17 protein-coding genes and 1 tRNA gene are annotated in these 17,494 nt (G+C 58.1%); 10 read left to right on the top strand and 8 right to left on the bottom strand.

Annotation, left to right across the window (positions count from 1 at the left end; genetic code table 11):
- The first annotated feature begins 52 nt into the window (after window positions 1-52).
- Entirely contained in the window at window positions 53-1,027 is a 975-nt protein-coding gene (locus GOW04_RS03790; RefSeq protein ID WP_171231592.1) for an HAD family phosphatase, read from the top strand.
- A 23-nt stretch (window positions 1,028-1,050) separates the two neighbouring features.
- The gene (gene cls / locus GOW04_RS03785) at window positions 1,051-2,463 is read left to right on the top strand and encodes a cardiolipin synthase (protein WP_171231591.1); all 1,413 of its coding nucleotides are present in this window, start codon (window positions 1,051-1,053) and stop codon (window positions 2,461-2,463) included.
- Here cls and GOW04_RS03780 read toward each other — a convergent pair.
- Entirely contained in the window at window positions 2,460-2,894 is a 435-nt protein-coding gene (locus GOW04_RS03780) for an ion channel (RefSeq protein ID WP_152458063.1), read from the bottom strand. The genes cls and GOW04_RS03780 overlap by 4 nt on opposite strands.
- 173 nt (window positions 2,895-3,067) lie before the next feature.
- Here GOW04_RS03780 and GOW04_RS03775 point away from each other — a divergent pair, with 173 nt between their 5' ends.
- From GOW04_RS03775 to GOW04_RS03765, 3 genes are read left to right on the top strand one after another with little or no spacing between them, the layout of a single operon-like run.
- Window positions 3,068-3,715, top strand: a complete 648-nt coding sequence (locus GOW04_RS03775) for an ABC transporter ATP-binding protein (RefSeq protein WP_170344178.1) — start codon at window positions 3,068-3,070, stop codon at window positions 3,713-3,715.
- A complete protein-coding gene (locus GOW04_RS03770) occupies window positions 3,712-6,126 on the top strand; it encodes an FtsX-like permease family protein (protein WP_171231590.1) in 2,415 nt (804 codons plus the stop codon). Before GOW04_RS03775 ends, GOW04_RS03770 begins: the two co-directional genes overlap by 4 nt.
- Window positions 6,116-7,156: a lipocalin-like domain-containing protein gene (locus GOW04_RS03765; protein WP_171231589.1), complete on the top strand. Its 1,041-nt coding sequence runs from the start codon at window positions 6,116-6,118 to the stop codon at window positions 7,154-7,156. The genes GOW04_RS03770 and GOW04_RS03765 overlap by 11 nt, the downstream gene beginning before the upstream one ends.
- Window positions 7,157-7,234: 78 nt before the next feature.
- On the opposite strand, the gene GOW04_RS03760 is transcribed toward GOW04_RS03765, so the two are convergent.
- The 3 genes from GOW04_RS03760 to GOW04_RS03750 all read right to left on the bottom strand — a co-directional run bounded on the left by GOW04_RS03760 (window position 7,235) and on the right by GOW04_RS03750 (window position 11,340).
- Window positions 7,235-7,666, bottom strand: a complete 432-nt coding sequence (locus GOW04_RS03760) for a universal stress protein (RefSeq protein WP_171231588.1) — start codon at window positions 7,664-7,666, stop codon at window positions 7,235-7,237.
- Window positions 7,663-10,272: a TRAP transporter permease gene (locus tag GOW04_RS03755; RefSeq protein WP_171231587.1), complete on the bottom strand. Its 2,610-nt coding sequence runs from the start codon at window positions 10,270-10,272 to the stop codon at window positions 7,663-7,665. Before GOW04_RS03755 ends, GOW04_RS03760 begins: the two co-directional genes overlap by 4 nt.
- Window positions 10,273-10,371: 99 nt before the next feature.
- Window positions 10,372-11,340 carry a TAXI family TRAP transporter solute-binding subunit gene (locus tag GOW04_RS03750; protein ID WP_152458069.1) on the bottom strand — a complete coding sequence of 323 codons (969 nt, stop codon included), beginning with the start codon at window positions 11,338-11,340 and terminating at the stop codon, window positions 10,372-10,374.
- 427 nt (window positions 11,341-11,767) lie between these two features.
- On the opposite strand from GOW04_RS03750, the gene GOW04_RS03745 reads away from it, so the two are divergent.
- Entirely contained in the window at window positions 11,768-12,385 is a 618-nt protein-coding gene (locus GOW04_RS03745; RefSeq protein WP_171231586.1) for a hypothetical protein, read from the top strand.
- Window positions 12,386-12,973: 588 nt separating this feature from the next.
- Here GOW04_RS03745 and GOW04_RS03740 read toward each other — a convergent pair.
- Window positions 12,974-13,059: transfer RNA gene (locus GOW04_RS03740), tRNA-Leu, on the bottom strand.
- Window positions 13,060-13,206: 147 nt separating this feature from the next.
- On the opposite strand from GOW04_RS03740, the gene GOW04_RS03735 reads away from it, so the two are divergent.
- The gene (locus tag GOW04_RS03735) at window positions 13,207-13,785 is read left to right on the top strand and encodes a YqaA family protein (protein ID WP_152458071.1); all 579 of its coding nucleotides are present in this window, start codon (window positions 13,207-13,209) and stop codon (window positions 13,783-13,785) included.
- On the top strand, window positions 13,782-14,252 hold the full coding sequence (locus GOW04_RS03730; RefSeq protein ID WP_171231585.1) for a disulfide bond formation protein B: 471 nt from the start codon (window positions 13,782-13,784) through the stop codon (window positions 14,250-14,252). Before GOW04_RS03735 ends, GOW04_RS03730 begins: the two co-directional genes overlap by 4 nt.
- Here GOW04_RS03730 and GOW04_RS03725 read toward each other — a convergent pair.
- Window positions 14,249-14,836 carry an HNH endonuclease gene (locus GOW04_RS03725; protein WP_152458073.1) on the bottom strand — a complete coding sequence of 196 codons (588 nt, stop codon included), beginning with the start codon at window positions 14,834-14,836 and terminating at the stop codon, window positions 14,249-14,251. The two genes, GOW04_RS03730 and GOW04_RS03725, sit on opposite strands and share 4 nt — an antisense overlap.
- Window positions 14,837-15,048: 212 nt before the next feature.
- Between GOW04_RS03725 and GOW04_RS03720 the strand changes: the two genes are divergently transcribed.
- Both GOW04_RS03720 and GOW04_RS03715 read left to right on the top strand, forming a co-directional pair.
- A complete protein-coding gene (locus GOW04_RS03720; RefSeq protein WP_171231584.1) occupies window positions 15,049-15,654 on the top strand; it encodes an rRNA large subunit pseudouridine synthase E in 606 nt (201 codons plus the stop codon).
- Between the two features lie 32 nt (window positions 15,655-15,686).
- Window positions 15,687-16,112: a VOC family protein gene (locus GOW04_RS03715; protein WP_171167989.1), complete on the top strand. Its 426-nt coding sequence runs from the start codon at window positions 15,687-15,689 to the stop codon at window positions 16,110-16,112.
- Window positions 16,113-16,157: 45 nt separating this feature from the next.
- On the opposite strand, the gene GOW04_RS03710 is transcribed toward GOW04_RS03715, so the two are convergent.
- Together GOW04_RS03710 and GOW04_RS03705 are read right to left on the bottom strand one after the other, a co-directional pair.
- Window positions 16,158-16,823, bottom strand: coding sequence for an alpha/beta hydrolase (locus GOW04_RS03710; protein WP_171231583.1), 666 nt, complete (start codon window positions 16,821-16,823; stop codon window positions 16,158-16,160).
- A complete protein-coding gene (locus GOW04_RS03705; RefSeq protein WP_171115777.1) occupies window positions 16,820-17,452 on the bottom strand; it encodes a DNA-3-methyladenine glycosylase in 633 nt (210 codons plus the stop codon). Before GOW04_RS03705 ends, GOW04_RS03710 begins: the two co-directional genes overlap by 4 nt.
- Window positions 17,453-17,494 lie beyond the last annotated feature (42 nt).

Genomic DNA, 17,494 nt, shown 5'->3' with positions numbered 1-17,494 from the left:
GCCGCCCTGCGCAGGGCGGCCTTTTTTCAACACAACAGCTATCGAGATCTTCATGAAACACGTTCTTTTAGGTGCCTTTCTGACCTGTGTTCCCGTATCCCTGCTCGCTGATCCGCTGCCCAGTTGGAACGCCACAGCGGCAAAAGAGGCGATCCTTGAATTCGTGTCCAGTGTTACCGACGCGGAAGGACCTGACTATGTCACGCCTTCAGATCGGATCGCGGTATTTGACAATGACGGCACACTCTGGGCAGAACAGCCGGTTTATTTCCAGTTTATCTTTGCCATGGATCGGCTTTCTGAACTGGCTGAACAAGATCCTTCGATCCTGTCCACACCCGTTTTGAAAGCCGCTGCCGAAGGTGATCTTGCGACGGTTCTTCAAGGGGGCCACGATGCGTTGATCGAAGTTGTCAACGCGTCACATTCCGGAACGACTGTCGAGGCGTTTCAGGCCCAAGTCGCGGAATGGCTGGCCGAGGCCCGACACCCGGACACCGGATTGCCCTATGACCAGATGACCTATCAGCCCATGGTCGAGCTGTTGCGCTATCTTCGGGACGAAGGGTTCAAGACCTATATTGTCTCGGGCGGCGGTATTCATTTCATGCGGGTCTTCGCGGAACAGGCCTATGGCATTCCGCCGGAACAGATTCTGGGCACCTATGGAAACTCGACATTCGAAGATGTCGATGGCGTTCCGACTGTCATCAAGGCCCCCGGCATTGCCTTCGTCGACGACAAGGAAGGCAAACCCATCAACATCGAACGCACGATCGGCAAACGCCCCATTCTGGCCGGAGGAAACTCGGACGGCGATTTCGCCATGCTGGATTGGACAACCTCGGGTAACGGACCACGGCTGGGTGTTCTGATCCACCATACGGATGCCGAACGTGAATGGGCCTATGATCGGGAAAGTCCGATTGGGCGGTTGGTTGACGGTCTGGATCAGGGGCCGGACAAAGGCTGGATCATCGTCGATATGGCGAAAGACTGGTCGCGGGTCTACACTGGAGGAAACTGAACGACCCGAAAGACTTAACGCCCATGTGGACATTGCTTGTATCCATCTTTGTTTTTGCGTTGTACGCAACTGCAGTTGTGTTTTCGGTGCGCGCGGCACAAACCGCGCGCACACCGCAAGGAGCCGTTGGCTGGGTGGTCTTTTTGGTATCGGCGCCAATCTTTGCGGTTCCGATGTACCTGTTTCTGGGGCATCACAGGTTTCGCGGCTACCGCATCTCGCGCCAACAAAGCGAACGGGTCGTCGAAGGCATCAAGACCTTTGCTGACTACTCCAGACCTGACCCATCCACGATGTCGGTCAATCCACGACCATTCGAATTTCTGGCTCATCTTCCGGTATCCAGTGGCAATGGCGCTCAGCTTCTGATCGATGGTCAGGCAACGTTTGACGCCATTTTTCAGGCGATAGACGAGGCCAGGAACTATATCCTGATCCAATTCTACATCGTCAGAGACGATGCCTTGGGCCGACAGCTTCAGACCAAGCTGATAGAGGCTGCGAAACGCGGGGTGCATGTCCGTTTCATGACCGATGCCGTCGGCAGCTATGGATTGGCAAACACCTATCTGGACACAATGCGCGAGGCCGGAATTGACGTGGCCGACCCGCGTGAACAACGCGGGCCGAATTTCAGGTTTCAGCTGAATTACCGGAACCATCGTAAAACCGTCATCATCGACGGTGAAACAGGCTTTATCGGCGGTCACAACGTGGGTGTTGAATATCTGGGCGAAGACCCGCATTTCGGCCATTGGCGCGACACGCATATCAAGATGACCGGCCACATCGTCCGGCAATTGCAGCTCATCTTCACCGAAGACTGGCACTGGGCCCGCGATGAAGACCTGATTGACGACCTCGACTGGGCAGGCAGCGAGGCCGAGCAAGACATGAATGCCCTATTGGTGGCCACCGGACCCGGAGACGAAACCGAAACCGGCGCCATGATGTTCTTTTCGGCCATCGCCGAGGCGAAAGAAAGACTGTGGATTGCCTCGCCCTATTTTGTGCCCGACATCGACGTCATGACCGCTCTGCAACATGCAGCGATGCGCGGTGTGGACGTGCGCATCCTTGTCCCGGATATGATTGATCATCGGCTGCCGTGGCTGGCTGCTTTTGCCTATTTCGACGAAATCCGCGATTGCGGCGTACGCGTGTTCCGATACACGGACGGTTTCATGCACCAGAAGGTTTTCGTGGTAGACGACACGCTGGCTGCGGTCGGCACGACCAATCTGGACAACCGGTCCTTCCGGCTGAACTTCGAGGCGATGGCCCTGTTTTTCGATGCCCGCGCAGCCCTGGCTGTTGATCACATGCTACGCGCGGATTTCGAGGCAAGCTATGAATTGACGCGCAGTCTGGCCCAGCAACCCGCGCATATCCGGTTTGGCGCCCCATTGGCGCGGTTGTTTGCGCCTATCCTCTAGGTAAAGAACTTCTCTTGAAAGACGCGCGTCATCATCGCCACCAGGTAAGCGGTCGACAGACCAAAGGCCAGAAGACCAGCAACCGCGGCAAAAGACCCAAAGATGCGCAACCCTTCGCCCAAAACGATATCGCCGTATCCCAGGGTCGTGAACGTCACCAATGAGAAATAGATGGCCGAGTTCCAATCCGGCAGAACCTCAAGCAACACCCAGACGATGGCCCAAATCCAGACCTGAATCGTGTGCGTGGCGACGATAAAGGCCAAAGATACCGCGATTGGTGTTGCCGTGCCAAAGAACACCCCCTTGGCCGACCATTTTTCATCCCACTTGATGATCGTGACGGTACACCAGGTCAACAAAAGAATCTCGACCAAGAAGCAGAGCGCCAGAAATGTACTGCCCCAAACGATCTGATGCAGCAACGTCATGTTTTTCATCCTGATTTACGACAGTGGACCGTCCGGGCAGAATGGCCCTTTGAGGTGCGAGGCACAACCCCGGCGATCGCGCCAAAAGCCTGCGGCGAATGGAACCGGGTACCGGTCCGCACTGGACAGTTTGGAATTCCGTCGCACATCCTTGGAAGAAAAAAGGCCAGATCATGCTGTTGACCATCGACCGTGTTCAGAAAACCTATCCCGGCGGGCGCCCGGTTCTGCGCGACGTGTCGCTGACATTGGATGAAGGGCGGACACTGGCCCTGACCGGCGAAAGCGGCAGTGGCAAAAGCACTCTGTTGAATCTTGCCGCAGCGCTTGATTGTTTCGACAGCGGTGAAATCATCTTGAACCGTACGCCCCTGTCCCATCTGGACGATTCCGGGCGGGCCGAATTACGGCGCAGTCAGCTTTCGTTGGTTTTTCAGCAGTTCAATCTGATCCCTTCGCTGACCGTTGCGCAGAACCTTTCCTTTCACGCCCGCCTTGCCGACGCCGAGGATGCCGATTGGACCGCGCATCTGACTGAACGCTTGGGCCTGTCCGATCTTTTGGACCGATATCCCGAAAACCTGTCCGGCGGGCAACAGCAGCGGGTGGCGATTGGTCGTGCCATGGCAGCGCGTCCGAAACTGCTGCTGGCGGATGAGCCCACGGGCAATCTGGATGAAACCGCCAGCGCAAGGGTTCTGGATCTGATGTTGGCCTTGGTGGCTGATACCGGCGCAGCGCTTCTGTTGGTCACGCATTCCCAACAGATTGCAGCCCGCTTGGATCGAACCGTCCAGCTCTGCGGTGGTCGTATCCAATGACACGCGCCGTCATTCAGGCTTTGATGTCCCACTGGCGGGTGCACTGGTTGCAACTGGCAACGCTTTTGACAGGCATCGCGTTGGCCACCGGTCTCTGGTCCGCGGTTCAGGCCATCAATGCCGAAGCGCGCGCCAGCTATGCCCGGGCCAACGCGCAGCTTGCCCTTGGGCAGTTCGACGAGCTGCGCGATCCTTCCGGTCTGATCCCGGTTTCTCGTTACGTCGATCTGCGTCGTGCTGGTTGGCAGGTGGCGGCCGTCCTGGAGGGCCCCTATCGAATCCAGGGCCGCACATTGCGCCTGATGGGTGTGGACATGGTCGCCTACCCGGCCCTGCCAGCCGTCACCGAAGCCGGCCAAAGCGCCGCGCCGACTGAGCCGGCGGACATGCTGACCGCTCCGGGGCGACTTCTGGTCGCGGCAGAGCTGGAGCCGCTGTTGCGCGACCAGAACAACCTTCCGCCGGTTTCGTTCACCACGGCGCTGCCACCAGACGTAATTCTGACGGATATCGGCACAGCCGAAGCCCTGCTGAACCAAACCGGTTTCATCTCGCGCCTCATTGTATTGCCGGATCAGCCGCGTGATCGGCCACCTTTGGCCGAAGTCGCGCCCGAACTGGAGCGCGCCAGCCCATCCTCGCAAGTCGATACTGCTCGGCTGACTGACAGTTTTCACCTGAACCTGTCGGCTTTTGGCCTGCTGTCCTTTGCCGTTGGCCTGTTCATCGTGAACGGCACCGTCGGGCTGGCTTTTGCCCAACGCCGAGGCATGATCCGCACCCTGCGTGCACTGGGCGTTTCGATGCGGCGGCTGGTCTTCCTGATCCTGACCGAACTGACGGGGCTGGCCCTGATCGGTGGAACCTTGGGTCTGCTTCTTGGGTTCTTTCTGGCTGGAGCGTTGTTGCCCGATGTCGCAGCAACCCTTCGCGGCCTGTATGGTGCGCCCGTGACCGGACAGCTGACATTGCACCCCCATTGGGTGGTTGCCGGGATGGCGATGGCTGTTAGCGGCACCTTGTTTGCCAGTGGCCATGCGCTGTGGCGATTGTCTCGTATGCCCCTTCTGGCGGGGCCCGGTGTGCAAGCGTGGCAGGGCAATGCCGGCACACGCCTTGTCACAGGTTTGCTCGGCTTGTTCCTGATCTTCGGCGGTGTCGTCTCCTATCTCGGCATCGGTGGTCTGGTTGCCGGTTTCGTGCTGTTGGCCGGATTGCTGACGGGTGCCGCGCTTTTGTTGCCGGCGCTTCTGACCTTTGCGCTTTCCGTCTTTGGCAACAGATCCCGTGGCGCCGTCGCGCAGTGGGTCTGGGCCGACATGCGCGCACAATTGCCCGGGCTGTCGCTTGCCCTGATGGCCCTGTTGCTTGCGCTTGCGGCAAATATCGGTGTGGGCACAATGGTTTCAAGTTTCCGGCTGACCTTTGTCGGCTGGCTCGACCAGCGCCTGACTTCAGAGCTGTATCTGACCGTCCGTGACGAAGAACAGGGGCGCGAGATCACGGAATGGCTGCGGCCTCAGGTCGACGCCATCCTTCCAATTCGCAACATGGAACTGTCGCACGAGACGGGCCCCCTGTTTCTGTACGGGGTCATTGACGATCCGGTCTATCGGCAGCACTGGCCGTTGATATCGGCAAACTCGACCGTATGGGACGACGTCATGGCCGGAGACGCGGTGCTAATCAACGAACAACTGGCACGGCGCGCGAATCTCTGGCCCGGAGATACGCTGACACTGCCCCCGGATCACGCGCTGACCATCGCCGGGGTTTATTCGGATTATGGAAACCCAACCGGACAAGCCATTGTGTCGATGAGCCAACTTGACCGGATCGCGCCAGGGGCCGAAACCCGACGGTTTGGCATCCGTTTGAACCCCGAGCAGGCGACTGAAATGGCGCAAGCCTTGCGCGAGCGGTTTGCCCTTCCGCGTCAGGCCGTGGTCCAGCAGGCCGCCATGAAGGCGCAATCATTGGCAATCTTCGAAAAGACCTTTGTCGTGACATCGGCGCTCAATGTTCTGACCCTCGGCGTAGCGGGATTTGCCATACTCACCAGCCTGCTGACCCTGTGGACCCAGCGCCTGCCTCAGATTGCTCCGGTATGGGCGCTGGGACTGAACCGGGCGCAACTGGCGCGGTTGGAGCTTTTGCGCAGCGTGCTGCTCGCGGCTCTGACCGCGTGTCTGGCGTTGCCGCTTGGTCTGATCCTCGCCTGGGTTCTGTTGGCAGTGATCAATGTGCAAGCCTTTGGCTGGCGGTTGCCGATGTTCGTGTTTCCCTGGGATTGGTTGTGGCTGTTCCTGTTGACCCTGCTGGCCGCCCTGGTTGCAGCGGCCCTGCCCGCGCTGCGCATGTTGCGTCTGCCCCCTGCCGATTTGCTGAAGGTGTTCGCCAATGAACGTTAATGCCCTTTTGGCCGTTCTCGTGTTTTCGTGCCCATCGCCTCTTTGGGCGCAGGGCTATGCAGGTCTTGGAGGGTCGGCGGAAGGCTTCGAGGTTCCGCAGGCGGGGATTGAATTCGACTTTCCCAAAGACCACGGACCTCACCCCGCCTATCGGATCGAATGGTGGTATCTGACGGCCAACCTAAAAGGCGAGGACGGGCGTGACTATGGCATCCAATGGACCCTTTTCCGGTCGGCCCTGAAACCGTTTGAAACAGATGGGTGGCACAGCCCGCAGATCTGGATGGGCCATGCGGCTGTCACCACGCCTGACACCCACTATTTTGCCGAACGCCTGTCGCGTGGGGGGATTGGGCAGGCAGGTGTTGCGGTGCAACCGTTCGAGGCCTGGATCGACGAATGGCGCATGGCCGGACCGGATATGGACACCCTGACCCTGACGGCAAACGGGGCTGATTTCGGGTACGATCTTGCGCTGAGCGCACAAGGCCCGTTGGTGTTTCATGGCCAAGCGGGCTATTCTGTGAAATCCGCCGACGGGCAAGCCAGCTATTACTATTCGCAACCCTTCTATTCAGTCGAAGGCGTACTGCACCTACCAGATGGCGATATGCGCGTCACCGGTCAGGGCTGGCTGGACCGGGAATGGTCTTCGCAACCCCTGGCCGAGGATCAAACCGGCTGGGATTGGTTTTCGCTCAGCTTCGAGGGCGGGGACAAGCTGATGGCCTTTCGCCTGCGCGGTGGTCGCGGCGATTTCACTTCGGCCACATGGATCAATTCAGACGGCAGCACCGATGCCATCCCCGACGGATCCGTCAGGCTTGAGCCGCTTGCGACCGATCAGGTGGCAGGTCGCGACGTCCCGACGCAATGGCGCGTCGTGCTTGCGGACCGAGGCATCGACGTCAAGGTATCCGCCCTGACGCCGGACGCCTGGATGGGGACGCGTTTTGAATATTGGGAAGGTCCGGTCACGGTCACCGGCAGCCACGAGGGCGTCGGGTATCTCGAGATGACGGGCTACTGACTTGGCTGCGGGAGCCCGAACGGTGGCAGGCGACCGTCGGGGCTCCGGCACCTCTGTGCACGGCATCTGCTTTTCGCGTCAGCGCACCACGTAAACCGAAACGTTGGAATGTCGCACCACGCGCGCGGCATTCGGGCCCAGCAGGTAATCCTTGAAATCCGGCTTGTGGGCTCCGATTACGATCAAATCAGAGCCGGCACTTTCGGCCGTCTTCAAAATCTCCTGATAAGCTGTTCCTGTCGCAACCACATGGCGGATGGTTTCGTTGCGCTCGGCCCCCAGGGCCGATACGCACAGCGCCGTCAGCTTGACCTGCGCTTCCTCCAACGCCTTGTCGTGGAAGTCGGATTCGAAAAACCCCGACACCCAGCTTTCCCCGAAATCGGGCAGCACTGTTACCACGTCAAGTTGCGCCCCTTCCATATCCGCCAGCGCGGCTGCTTTTTGCAGCACCGGTGCATCAATCTCGCCATTGCTGATATCAACGGCACACAGAACGGAACGTGTCATACGAGCACCTCTTGTCTGGCGGCACGGCCGCGTTGCAGGAAAGCGATCAGACCCAGCAGGATCAGCGCCGGGATATAGACCAGTTGCTTCGGAGGCTGGCTGGACGGCAGGCTGACCGAGCTCAGACGCACGGCCTCGTCACCGTAATAGTCAAAGTTGGCCAGATCTTCGGCAACCGGTGATCCAAACATCGGCTCGTCAAGTTTGACAAGGCCATCCTCTTCCAGCAACAGCAGCCCCATGGCATCGACGCGCGCTTCACCGCCCTCTTCGGATCCGACTGGCACCACAATCGTGGTGTCAACCATCTTGCCGGTATCAAAATCCGGCCCGCTGATCACCATGCGAACCTCGGTCCCCGGTGGAGTCTGGCCAATGGTTTCGACAAACGCCGCAGGCTCGACCGAAGTGTATGGAGGCGCGATGCGATCCATGAAGAAATCCGGCCTGAACAGGGCGAAGGCCACGGCGATCAGCGCGATACTTTCATAGATCCGGCTGTGGGTCAGGAAATACCCCATGGTGCCTGCCGTGAAGACAAGGATCGCTATCGTCGCGAAAACCGCCACTATGATCCCTTCGACCCATGTCACATCGATCAGCAGAAGATCGGTGTTGAAAATGAACACGAAGGGCAGCGCCACGGTGCGCAGGCTGTAGAAGAACGCCGTGAAACCGGTTTTGATCGCATCACCGCCCGACACAGCCGCGGCAGCAAAACTGGCCAGCCCGACCGGAGGTGTCACGTCGGCCATGATCCCGAAATAGAACACGAACAGGTGGACAGCGATCAATGGAACGATCAGCCCGCTTTGGGCGCCCAACTCAACAACCACTCCGGCCATCAACGAGCTGACAACGATATAGTTCGCGGTTGTCGGCAGACCCATGCCCAGGATCAGGCTGAGCAGCCCGACCATGACCAGCATCAGGATCAGATTGCCGCCCGACAGGAACTCGACCAGATCGGCCATCACCTGACCAACACCCGTCAACGTGACGGTTCCCACGATCACGCCCGCGGTTGCCGTGGCAAGCGCGATGCCGATCATATTGCGTGCCCCGTCGATCAGACCTTGCCACAGGTCGGCAACACCATCGATGAAAGTGTCGTACAGGTTGCTCTGCCCCCGGAACATCGCTTTCAGCGGCTTCTGCGTCAGCAGGATGACAAACAGCAGCGATGTGGCCCAGAAGGCGGACAGGCCCGGTGACTTCTGTTCTATCATCAGGAAATAGACCAGAACGATGATCGGCAGCAGGTAATGCAGGCCAGCTTTGTAGATATCGGCGATGACCGGAAGCGTAACCTCTTTTGCGTTAGGGTCGTCCGGTTCCAGGTCAGGCACCTGTGCCGCCAGATAAAGCAGTGCGACATATACCGCGCAGATAATCAGGCTGAGCACGATCCCAGCGGCCGACGGCACCCAGCTTGTCACGGCATCCACCGGGAATTGTGACCCATAGCAAAGACCTGCAAACACCAGGAAAAAGCCGAGCATCCCCACCACAGTCCGCGCCAGATGTACATCGCGGTCGCCCAGCGTGGGCATGTTCCGCTTCACGGCCTCGAGGTGCACGATGTAAACGAGTGCGATGTAGGAAATCGCTGCCGGCAGGAAGGCATGGGTGATCACCTCGACATATGAGATGCCCACATACTCCACCATCAGGAATGCAGCGGCCCCCATCACCGGCGGCATGATCTGCCCGTTGACCGAACTGGCAACCTCGACCGAGCCCGCTTGTTCACTGCTGAACCCGACACGCTTCATCAGCGGGATGGTGAAGGTACCGGTGGTGACAACATTGGCAATCGACGAGCCCGAGATCAGGCCGGTCGCAGCCGAGCCCACAACCGCCGCCTTGGCCGGACCACCGCGCAGGTGGCCCAGGGCCCCAAAGGCCATCTTGATAAAGTAGTTCCCTGCCCCGGCTTTATCCAGCAATGCGCCAAACAGCACGAACAGGAAGACGAATTTCGTGGAAACACCCAGTGCGATACCAAACACGCCCTCGGACGTGATCCACATGTGGCTCATCGCCTTTTTCAGGCTCGCGCCCTTCCAGCGGATAACTTCGGGCACCCATTCCGAGGCACCGAAGAAGACATAGGCCAAAAATATGGTCGCGATAATTGCCATGGCCGGGCCAAGCGCACGGCGCGCGGCCTCGAACAACAGCACCAGGCCAAGCAACGCAACCCATTTGTCGGTGTCGTCGGCCAAACCGCCCGCATTAACGATCTTGTCATAGAAGAAATAGCCGTACAGCGCGACGAACGCGCCCACCAATCCCATGATCCAATCCTGAACCGGAATATAGTTCCGGGGGCTGGATTTGAGCGCCGGATAAGCCGCAAAGGCCAGAAACAAAGCAAAAGCCAGATGGAATTGCCGTGCATTGTTCACGACGCTTCCGGGCAAGACATAATTCGCCAGGGGCGAAGCCAGAACAACCTGAAATATCGACCAGATCGCGGCCACGACCGCCAGGAAAACGCCCACGTTCCCGACCGGATTGCGCCCTCCTGCGTCAGAAGATGCAACCAGATCCTGAAGCTCTTCTTCGGAAAGCGGACGATTGGATTGAGTGTCGGAATTCATCAAATGTCTCCCCGTCGCGGCCATTGTTCGGCCTTCTGAAATCCCGTTTCACACGGGTTTTGTGCAGGGCGCCCGTGGGCACCCTGCGTCAGGTCTGGTTTACTGAATCCAGCCTTTTTCTTTGTAGTACTTCTCGGCACCCGGATGCAGCGGAGCCGACAGGCCATCCGCAATCATCTCTTCGGGCTTCAGGTTCGCAAACGCCGGGTGCAGCTTTTTGAAGTCATCGAAGTTTTCAAAGACCGAGCTGACAACCGCGTAAACCGCATCTTCCGATACATCGGCCGAGGTCACGAAAGTCGCGCCCACACCAAAGGTCGAGGTGTCTTCGTCAGACCCGCGGTACATGCCACCGGGAATGGTTGCTTTGCGGTAGAACGAGTTTTCGTTGACCAGCTTGTCCACGGCCTCACCGCTGACGTTCACCAGAACCGAGTCACACGCGGTGGTGGCTTCCTGAATCGAACCTGAGGGGTGGCCAACGGTGTACACCATCGCGTCGATCTGGTTGTCGCACAAGGCTGCCGACTGTTCAGCCGCTTTCAGCTCGGTCGCCAGTTCGAAATCATCTGTGGTCCAGCCCATCTCGCCCAGCAGAACTTCCATGGTGCCGCGCTGACCGGAACCGGGGTTGCCGATGTTGACGCGCTTGCCCTTCAGGTCTTCAAAGTTGGTGATGCCGGAATCGGCGCGGGCCACCACGGTGAAGGGTTCGGGGTGCACCGAGAACACGGCCCGCAGGCCTTCGAACGGGCCGGCTTCTTCGAATTTCGAGGTGCCGTTATAGGCGTGGTACTGCCAGTCGGACTGGGCCACACCGAACTCCAGCTCGCCTTCGCGGATGGTGTTGATGTTGTAGACTGAACCACCGGTCGATTCGACCGAGCAGCGCACGCCGTGCTCTTTCCGGCCTTTGTTGACCAGACGACAGATCGCGCCGCCGGTCGGATAGTAAACGCCGGTGACACCGCCGGTACCGATCGTAATGAACTCTTCGGCATATGCCGCCGGAGCCAGAAGGGCTGCGGTGACGAAGGCGCCGACGCTCAGTTTGCTGCTGTTTTTCATCTGTTAACTCCCACTTTTTTTTGTCTGGCAGTTGGAAATCAAGTTTGATCACCTGCTCAGGGAAGCGTGCCGATAATACAAACCGGCCCGCATCGCAACGGCTACAAATCTTTGAATTTCCCAATTTCTCCCAACCCTTTCGAGGTTTCATTCAGATACCCACAATGTCAAGGCCGGCACCGGTCTGACCTGCGCCAATTCGCATATATGAGCATAAATGCCGAACTTTCCCCATCAGTTCACAGCGAGCCGTCTGGGTTCATGCAGTCACTCCAAATCCAAAACTCGGTTTCAGTGTCAGCAAAATGAACTGGCACTAGACGCCGCGAAACAGCACGAACCGCCACTCAAATGAGAAGCGCGTATTCGGATCGAAAAAACAACTGGGGGGTTTCTTGACCGAATCCACAAATTTTAAAAAAATATTATGTTAATATTTATTGCCTTGTATCGACATTTTTGGGAGGGGGAAATGAGGTTCTTTGTTGCGGTACTGTCACTGTTGGGCGGCTTATTGCTCGCTAATCCAAGTTCTGCCATCACGATTAGTCCAAGTCAGGCCTTGGCAATAAATGCCAGCGCTGGTTCCGGGTTCGGCGGAATAAATCCCTTCTTTTCTACCAGCACCGATGTGCAAGCAAATCAGCTAAGGTTAGATGTTTATTCCGGACACAATTTAACAGGCTCACTGATTGGAACGACCATCCTTCCATTCGGGTTTTCTGCGACGGGTGGGGGTGGCGCATTTATCTATGCGCCCGATGCAGACGGTGACGTAACAGTAGTTGCGAGCGCGCAATTCGGAACTATCGACCTATCGTTCAACAACAATTTTCAGACTCTTGCTTGCACGGGTTCGCAAGCAAGCACCTGTTCGCCTTTGTTTAATTTCGGCAATCCCTCTGCGGTTCAATATACTGTTGCAAATCCCCTAGCCCCAGTCCCACTTCCGCCTGCCGGATTCTTACTTCTGGTTGCACTTGGGGCGTTAGGACTAATTGCTCAAAGAATGGCTCATGGACGCCGTGACTACGAGCCCGTCTAAGGAACGATTTTAGTCAGGAATAATGTCCCCTTTTGGCATTCCTAAATTCAGCAAGGAAAAGACGCTTTCCCGAAGGCGGTCTGGGGTGCACAAGAGTTTGCACCCACGTCCTCTGCTGTGAGGGACGTCCAGCACTTATAACCCGCCATGACCAAAAAAATCGTTGTCCCACCGTCATACAACAGGTTTTTCTTACACTTACCCGTTTACGCTAACGTAGTAGCCATACAGCGGTTCAGGGATTCTTGCGCTTTAGGCAGGTGCCAACAGGATAGTTGGACTTGAGGCATCATTTGAATTCGGCTGCGCAGCCGCACTTGCATTCGGGCAAATGTTTCACCGAAAGCAGCGATACAACGCCGCAGCATTTGGTTGATTGTTTTGCACCTAGACCACTTCCCAGCGGGAAATACCGGCGAAGCTCTGCAACCGGCAGACCACTTTGTTGTGGTGAGATACCGCGCTGCGCGCGGAATCGCCAACGGCAGGAAATCAGCTGGCGTCAACGAAATCTCGGGCGAATAGATTCGGGGATGACGAAGGGCAGTTCCGAAAAGCAACTAATTATCAATGCCATGCCAAAAAATGTGGTGCCCAAGGAGAGACTCGAACTCTCACGCCCGTGAAGGCGGGGGATTTTGAATCCCCTGCGTCTACCATTCCGCCACTTGGGCCACGAACACTGGATTAGCGCCCATCCGAGCGAAGGTCCAGAGGCAAAAACCATCCAATATTCCATTTGTTTCGCCCTCGACTGTTGACGGTCCGTCAGGCGCATGGTTTGGCTGGGCTTCAGACCGAAAACGGGATTTGAGTGCTTTATGTTACGATCGCTTTATGACTGGACCATTCGTCTGGCCGAACACCCTCACGCGCTGTGGGCGCTGGCCATCGTGGCTTTCATCGAAAGTTCGTTCTTCCCGATTCCGCCAGATGTGTTGATGATTCCGATGATTCTGGCCCGCCCGTCCCGGGCATGGCTGATCGCAACCGTGGCACTGGTGGCTTCGGTTCTGGGGGGCATGCTGGGCTATGCGATTGGTGCGTTTTTCTATGAAAGCATCGGGCAGCCCATTCTGGAATCCATGGGGAAAGCACATGCCATGGAAGAGTTCAATACCCGTTTCAACGACTTCGGATTCTGGGCCGTTCTGGCCGCTGGTGTGACCCCCTTCCCTTACAAGGTCATCACTATTATGTCCGGCTGGACCGGCATGCCGCTTGGAACCTTCATTGCCACCTCGATTCTGGCTCGCGCCTTGAGGTTCTTCCTGGTGGCAGGCCTGCTCTGGGGATTCGGTGAGCCGATCCGCGACTTCATCGAAAAGCGCCTGGGGCTAATGTTCACTTTGTTCATCATCCTCCTGTTTGGCGGATTCCTGGTGGTGAAATACTTATGACGAGACGTTCGCAACTTGTCGCGGTGGCAAGTCTTGGATCACTGGCGCTTCTTCTGGCCGCTTTTGGCTTTCAGCATCTCGGCGGGCTTGCGCCATGCAAGATGTGCATCTGGCAGCGCTATCCACATGCAGTGGCCATCGCGATCGGCGCCGTGGCTCTGGCTTTACCGAGGCTGACCTTTCTTCCTTTGCTGGGCGCAGCGGCGGCCGCGACGACATCGGCGGTGGGTGCATTTCACGCCGGCGTTGAACAAGGCTGGTGGGAAGGCCCAAGCAGCTGCACATCCGGCAGCATCAGCGGTCTGTCCGCAGACGATCTGTTCGATCAAATCATGTCCGCGCCTTTGGTGCGGTGCGATGATATCCCTTGGGAGATGTTCGGCATCTCGATGGCTGGCTGGAACGCTATTGCTTCTGCCATGCTTGTACTGATCTGGCTGGCCGCGTGGAAAACCCGCGCGGCTTAGAACTCGTCCAGCTCTGCATCCCAGTACAGGAAATCGATCCAGCTTTCATGCAGGTGGTTCGGCGGAAACTTCCGTCCGATATTGCGCAACGCTTCGGCATCGGGCTGACGTGGCGGCTTGCGCAAGGTCATCCGAGCCTGGCGCAGCGATTTCGACCCTTTGCGCAGATTGCAGGGGCTGCACGCCGCCACCACGTTCTGCCAACTGGTCACACCACCGGCGGCCCGCGGCACCACATGATCGAAGGTCAGGTTGTCACGGCTGCCGCAGTACTGGCAGCGGAATTCATCCCGCAAAAATAAATTAAAGCGCGTGAAGGCCACGCGCTTTCTGGGTTTTACATAGTCTTTCAAAACAACGACCGAGGGTATTCGGATCTCGGTGCTCGGACTGCGGACGACCTCGTCATATTCAGCCACGATATCGACCCGATCCAACCAGGCCGCCTTAATCGCTTCTTGCCAGGGCCACAGTGACAGCGGGTAATAGGACAAGGGGCGATAATCGGCGTTCAAAACCAGGGCCGGGTGTTGTTTGAGCGCACCCGGCTCCCTTACAAATTCGGTCCTGAAGTCTCCGTCCATCACAGAATCGCTCCTCGCTCTCAGCTGCCCGTTTGTGACACCAGAGCGGGGAGCACCCGCCCCGGTCTTTTTATAACTATATATCGTGTTAAAACTCTGACAAGCCCTGATTTTCCACAATATGTCGCAGACGGGTTAACGCGAATCCGTAACAGGCACATGACAGTTATCCACAGCTTGCACGGGGGTAATCTTCAGGCTATGCGCAGATCATGTCCTGGTTCATTCGCTTCAACAAACCTTATGATGTTCTGCCGCAGTTCACCGACCGCGCCAATACGGACAGCCCGCGCAGCACGCTGTCCGATTTCATCGATCTGCCGGGCGTCTATCCGGCGGGCAGGCTGGACCGTGACAGTGAAGGTTTGATGCTGCTGACGGATCAAGGGAAGTTGCAGTCCCAGATCTCTGACCCAAAGCACAAGATGGCCAAAACCTATTGGGTCCAAGTTGAAGGCACCCCCGACGAGGCTGCCCTGAAAACGCTTCGCAACGGGGTCGAATTGAAGGATGGTTTGACCCGTCCTGCGAAAGCTCGTCAGATCGACGAACCCGAGGCGCTCTGGCCGCGCACCCCACCGATCCGTGAACGCAAGACGGTAACGGACAGCTGGCTTGAACTGACCATACGTGAAGGCAAAAACCGACAGGTGCGCCGGATGACAGCGGCAGTTGGTCTGCCGACGCTGCGCCTGATCCGGTACCGCATCGGAGACTGGACCCTAGATGATCTTGAGCCCGGGCAGTGGGACAGTCTGCCAATGCCGACACTGAACGCGGCCCCCCAACGCAAGCGCGACCGTCGCCCACGCCGGTGACAGACCCTGCCCCGATCTGCTAAACTGGGGTCATGAAGAAAACGCCTGACATCCCGGCCCCTTCGGCCATTCTGGAAGCGGCGCTCTATGTCGATGATCTGGACGCGGCAGAACAGTTTTACGGCGAAGTTCTTGGGCTCGAACGCATACAACGTGTCGCGGACCGCCATGTTTTCTATCGCATCGGCGGATCGGTCCTGCTAATTTTCAATCCCGACCAGACCGAACAACCGCCGCTCGACCCCGGCATGCCGGTTCCGCCCCACGGCGCGCGCGGCCCCGGACATGTGTGTCTTGTGCTGTCACGAGATGAAATCGCAGTGATGCGCAAACACCTTCTGGACTGGAATATTCCGGTAGATGCCGAGTTTGACTGGCCTGGCGGCGTACGGTCCCTGTATGTGCGCGACCCGGCCGGAAACTCGGTCGAGTTCGCCGAAGCGCACCTTTGGACTTGATCCGGTGCGGAACGCATGGGCACTCCGCTGATCAAGTTCCAAAGACTAAAGGCTCAGCTTGTCGCGCATGAAGGCCAGCGCAACGCTCAGCCCATCCGGGGCGATACCGTGCCCGGTGCCTTTCATGACATGGGCATAGACCTCTTTGAAACCCGCAGCCTGCAAGGCTTCGGCCGCTCCCGGCAGGGACTGTGGGGGAACGACGTCATCAGCGTCGCCATGCACCAGCAAGACAGGCATCCGGCTGACGGTTTCATCCACCAGCAGATCGGGTTCCAGCAAACGGCCTGAAAAGGCTACGATCCCGGCCACGGGATCTTCCCGCCGCGGAGCAACGTGCAGGCTCATCATGGTGCCCTGGCTGAAGCCAAACAACACAACCTGTTCGGGCAGAACATCTTCGTCCACCATCAGCGCGTTCAGAAAGGCGTTGAAGTCCTCGACAGCCATTTCCATGCCCCGGCGGGCTTCTTCTTCGGAAGATCCATCGATCCACGGAATCGGGAACCACTGATACCCGTTGGGCATTCCGGGGATCTGCTCGGGGGCGTCGGGGGCCACGAACAACGTGTCCGGCAGGTGTTCGCCCAGCGGATCGGCCAATCCCAGCAGATCGGCACCGTTTGCACCATAGCCATGCACGAACACCACGACCGAGCGCGTGTCGCCCGAAACAGGCTCTTTCCGGAGCGCATTCAAAACCCGTGTCATCTGATCCCTTCTCTTTGTTTTGCAACCCGGTAATAGGCCCACAGCACCCGTGCCGCAACCGAACGCCAAGGCGACCAGGCCTCGGCCATTTTGCGCAGCTCCTTGTCCGTTGGACGTTCAGGCAAGTCATAGAGGATGCGCGCCGCCTCTTGCAGGGCCAGATCACCGGGCGCGATGACATCTGCGCGACCCAGTGAGAACATGGCATAGATTTCGGCTGTCCAGACACCGATACCCGGAACTTGCGTCAATATGGCGACGACATCGGCGTCAGTTGCATCGCGCAGTGCCTTGTAGTCGATACGTGCCTCGGCCAGTGCCCGCGCATATCGGATCTTCTGTCGGCTCAGCCCAACTGCCCGCAGATCATCATCCGTTGCCCACAGGATCTTGCGCGGGCCGGTCAACCTTGCATCCTGAAGCCGTTTCCAGATCGCATTGGCCGAAGCCACACTGACTTGCTGACTGACAATTGCACTCAATAATTGCGCAAACCCATCGGGGCGGCGGCGCAGCGGCAAGGGGCCGGTCTGATCCATCGCATACGCCATGCGCGGACAGGTTTTGGCCAGCCACTCGGCCCCTTCGGCCACACAGTCCGATGTTTCGATGATGCGGCCCGCGGGCATGCGGCCTCCCTGCTCTTTTGTTTCGGGCAGGTTAGGCGCATG

Source organism: Ruegeria sp. HKCCA4812, assembly GCF_013034245.1.
In the GTDB taxonomy this organism is placed as follows: Bacteria; Pseudomonadota; Alphaproteobacteria; order Rhodobacterales; family Rhodobacteraceae; genus Ruegeria.
This window is presented reverse-complemented; position numbering and strand designations above follow the sequence as displayed.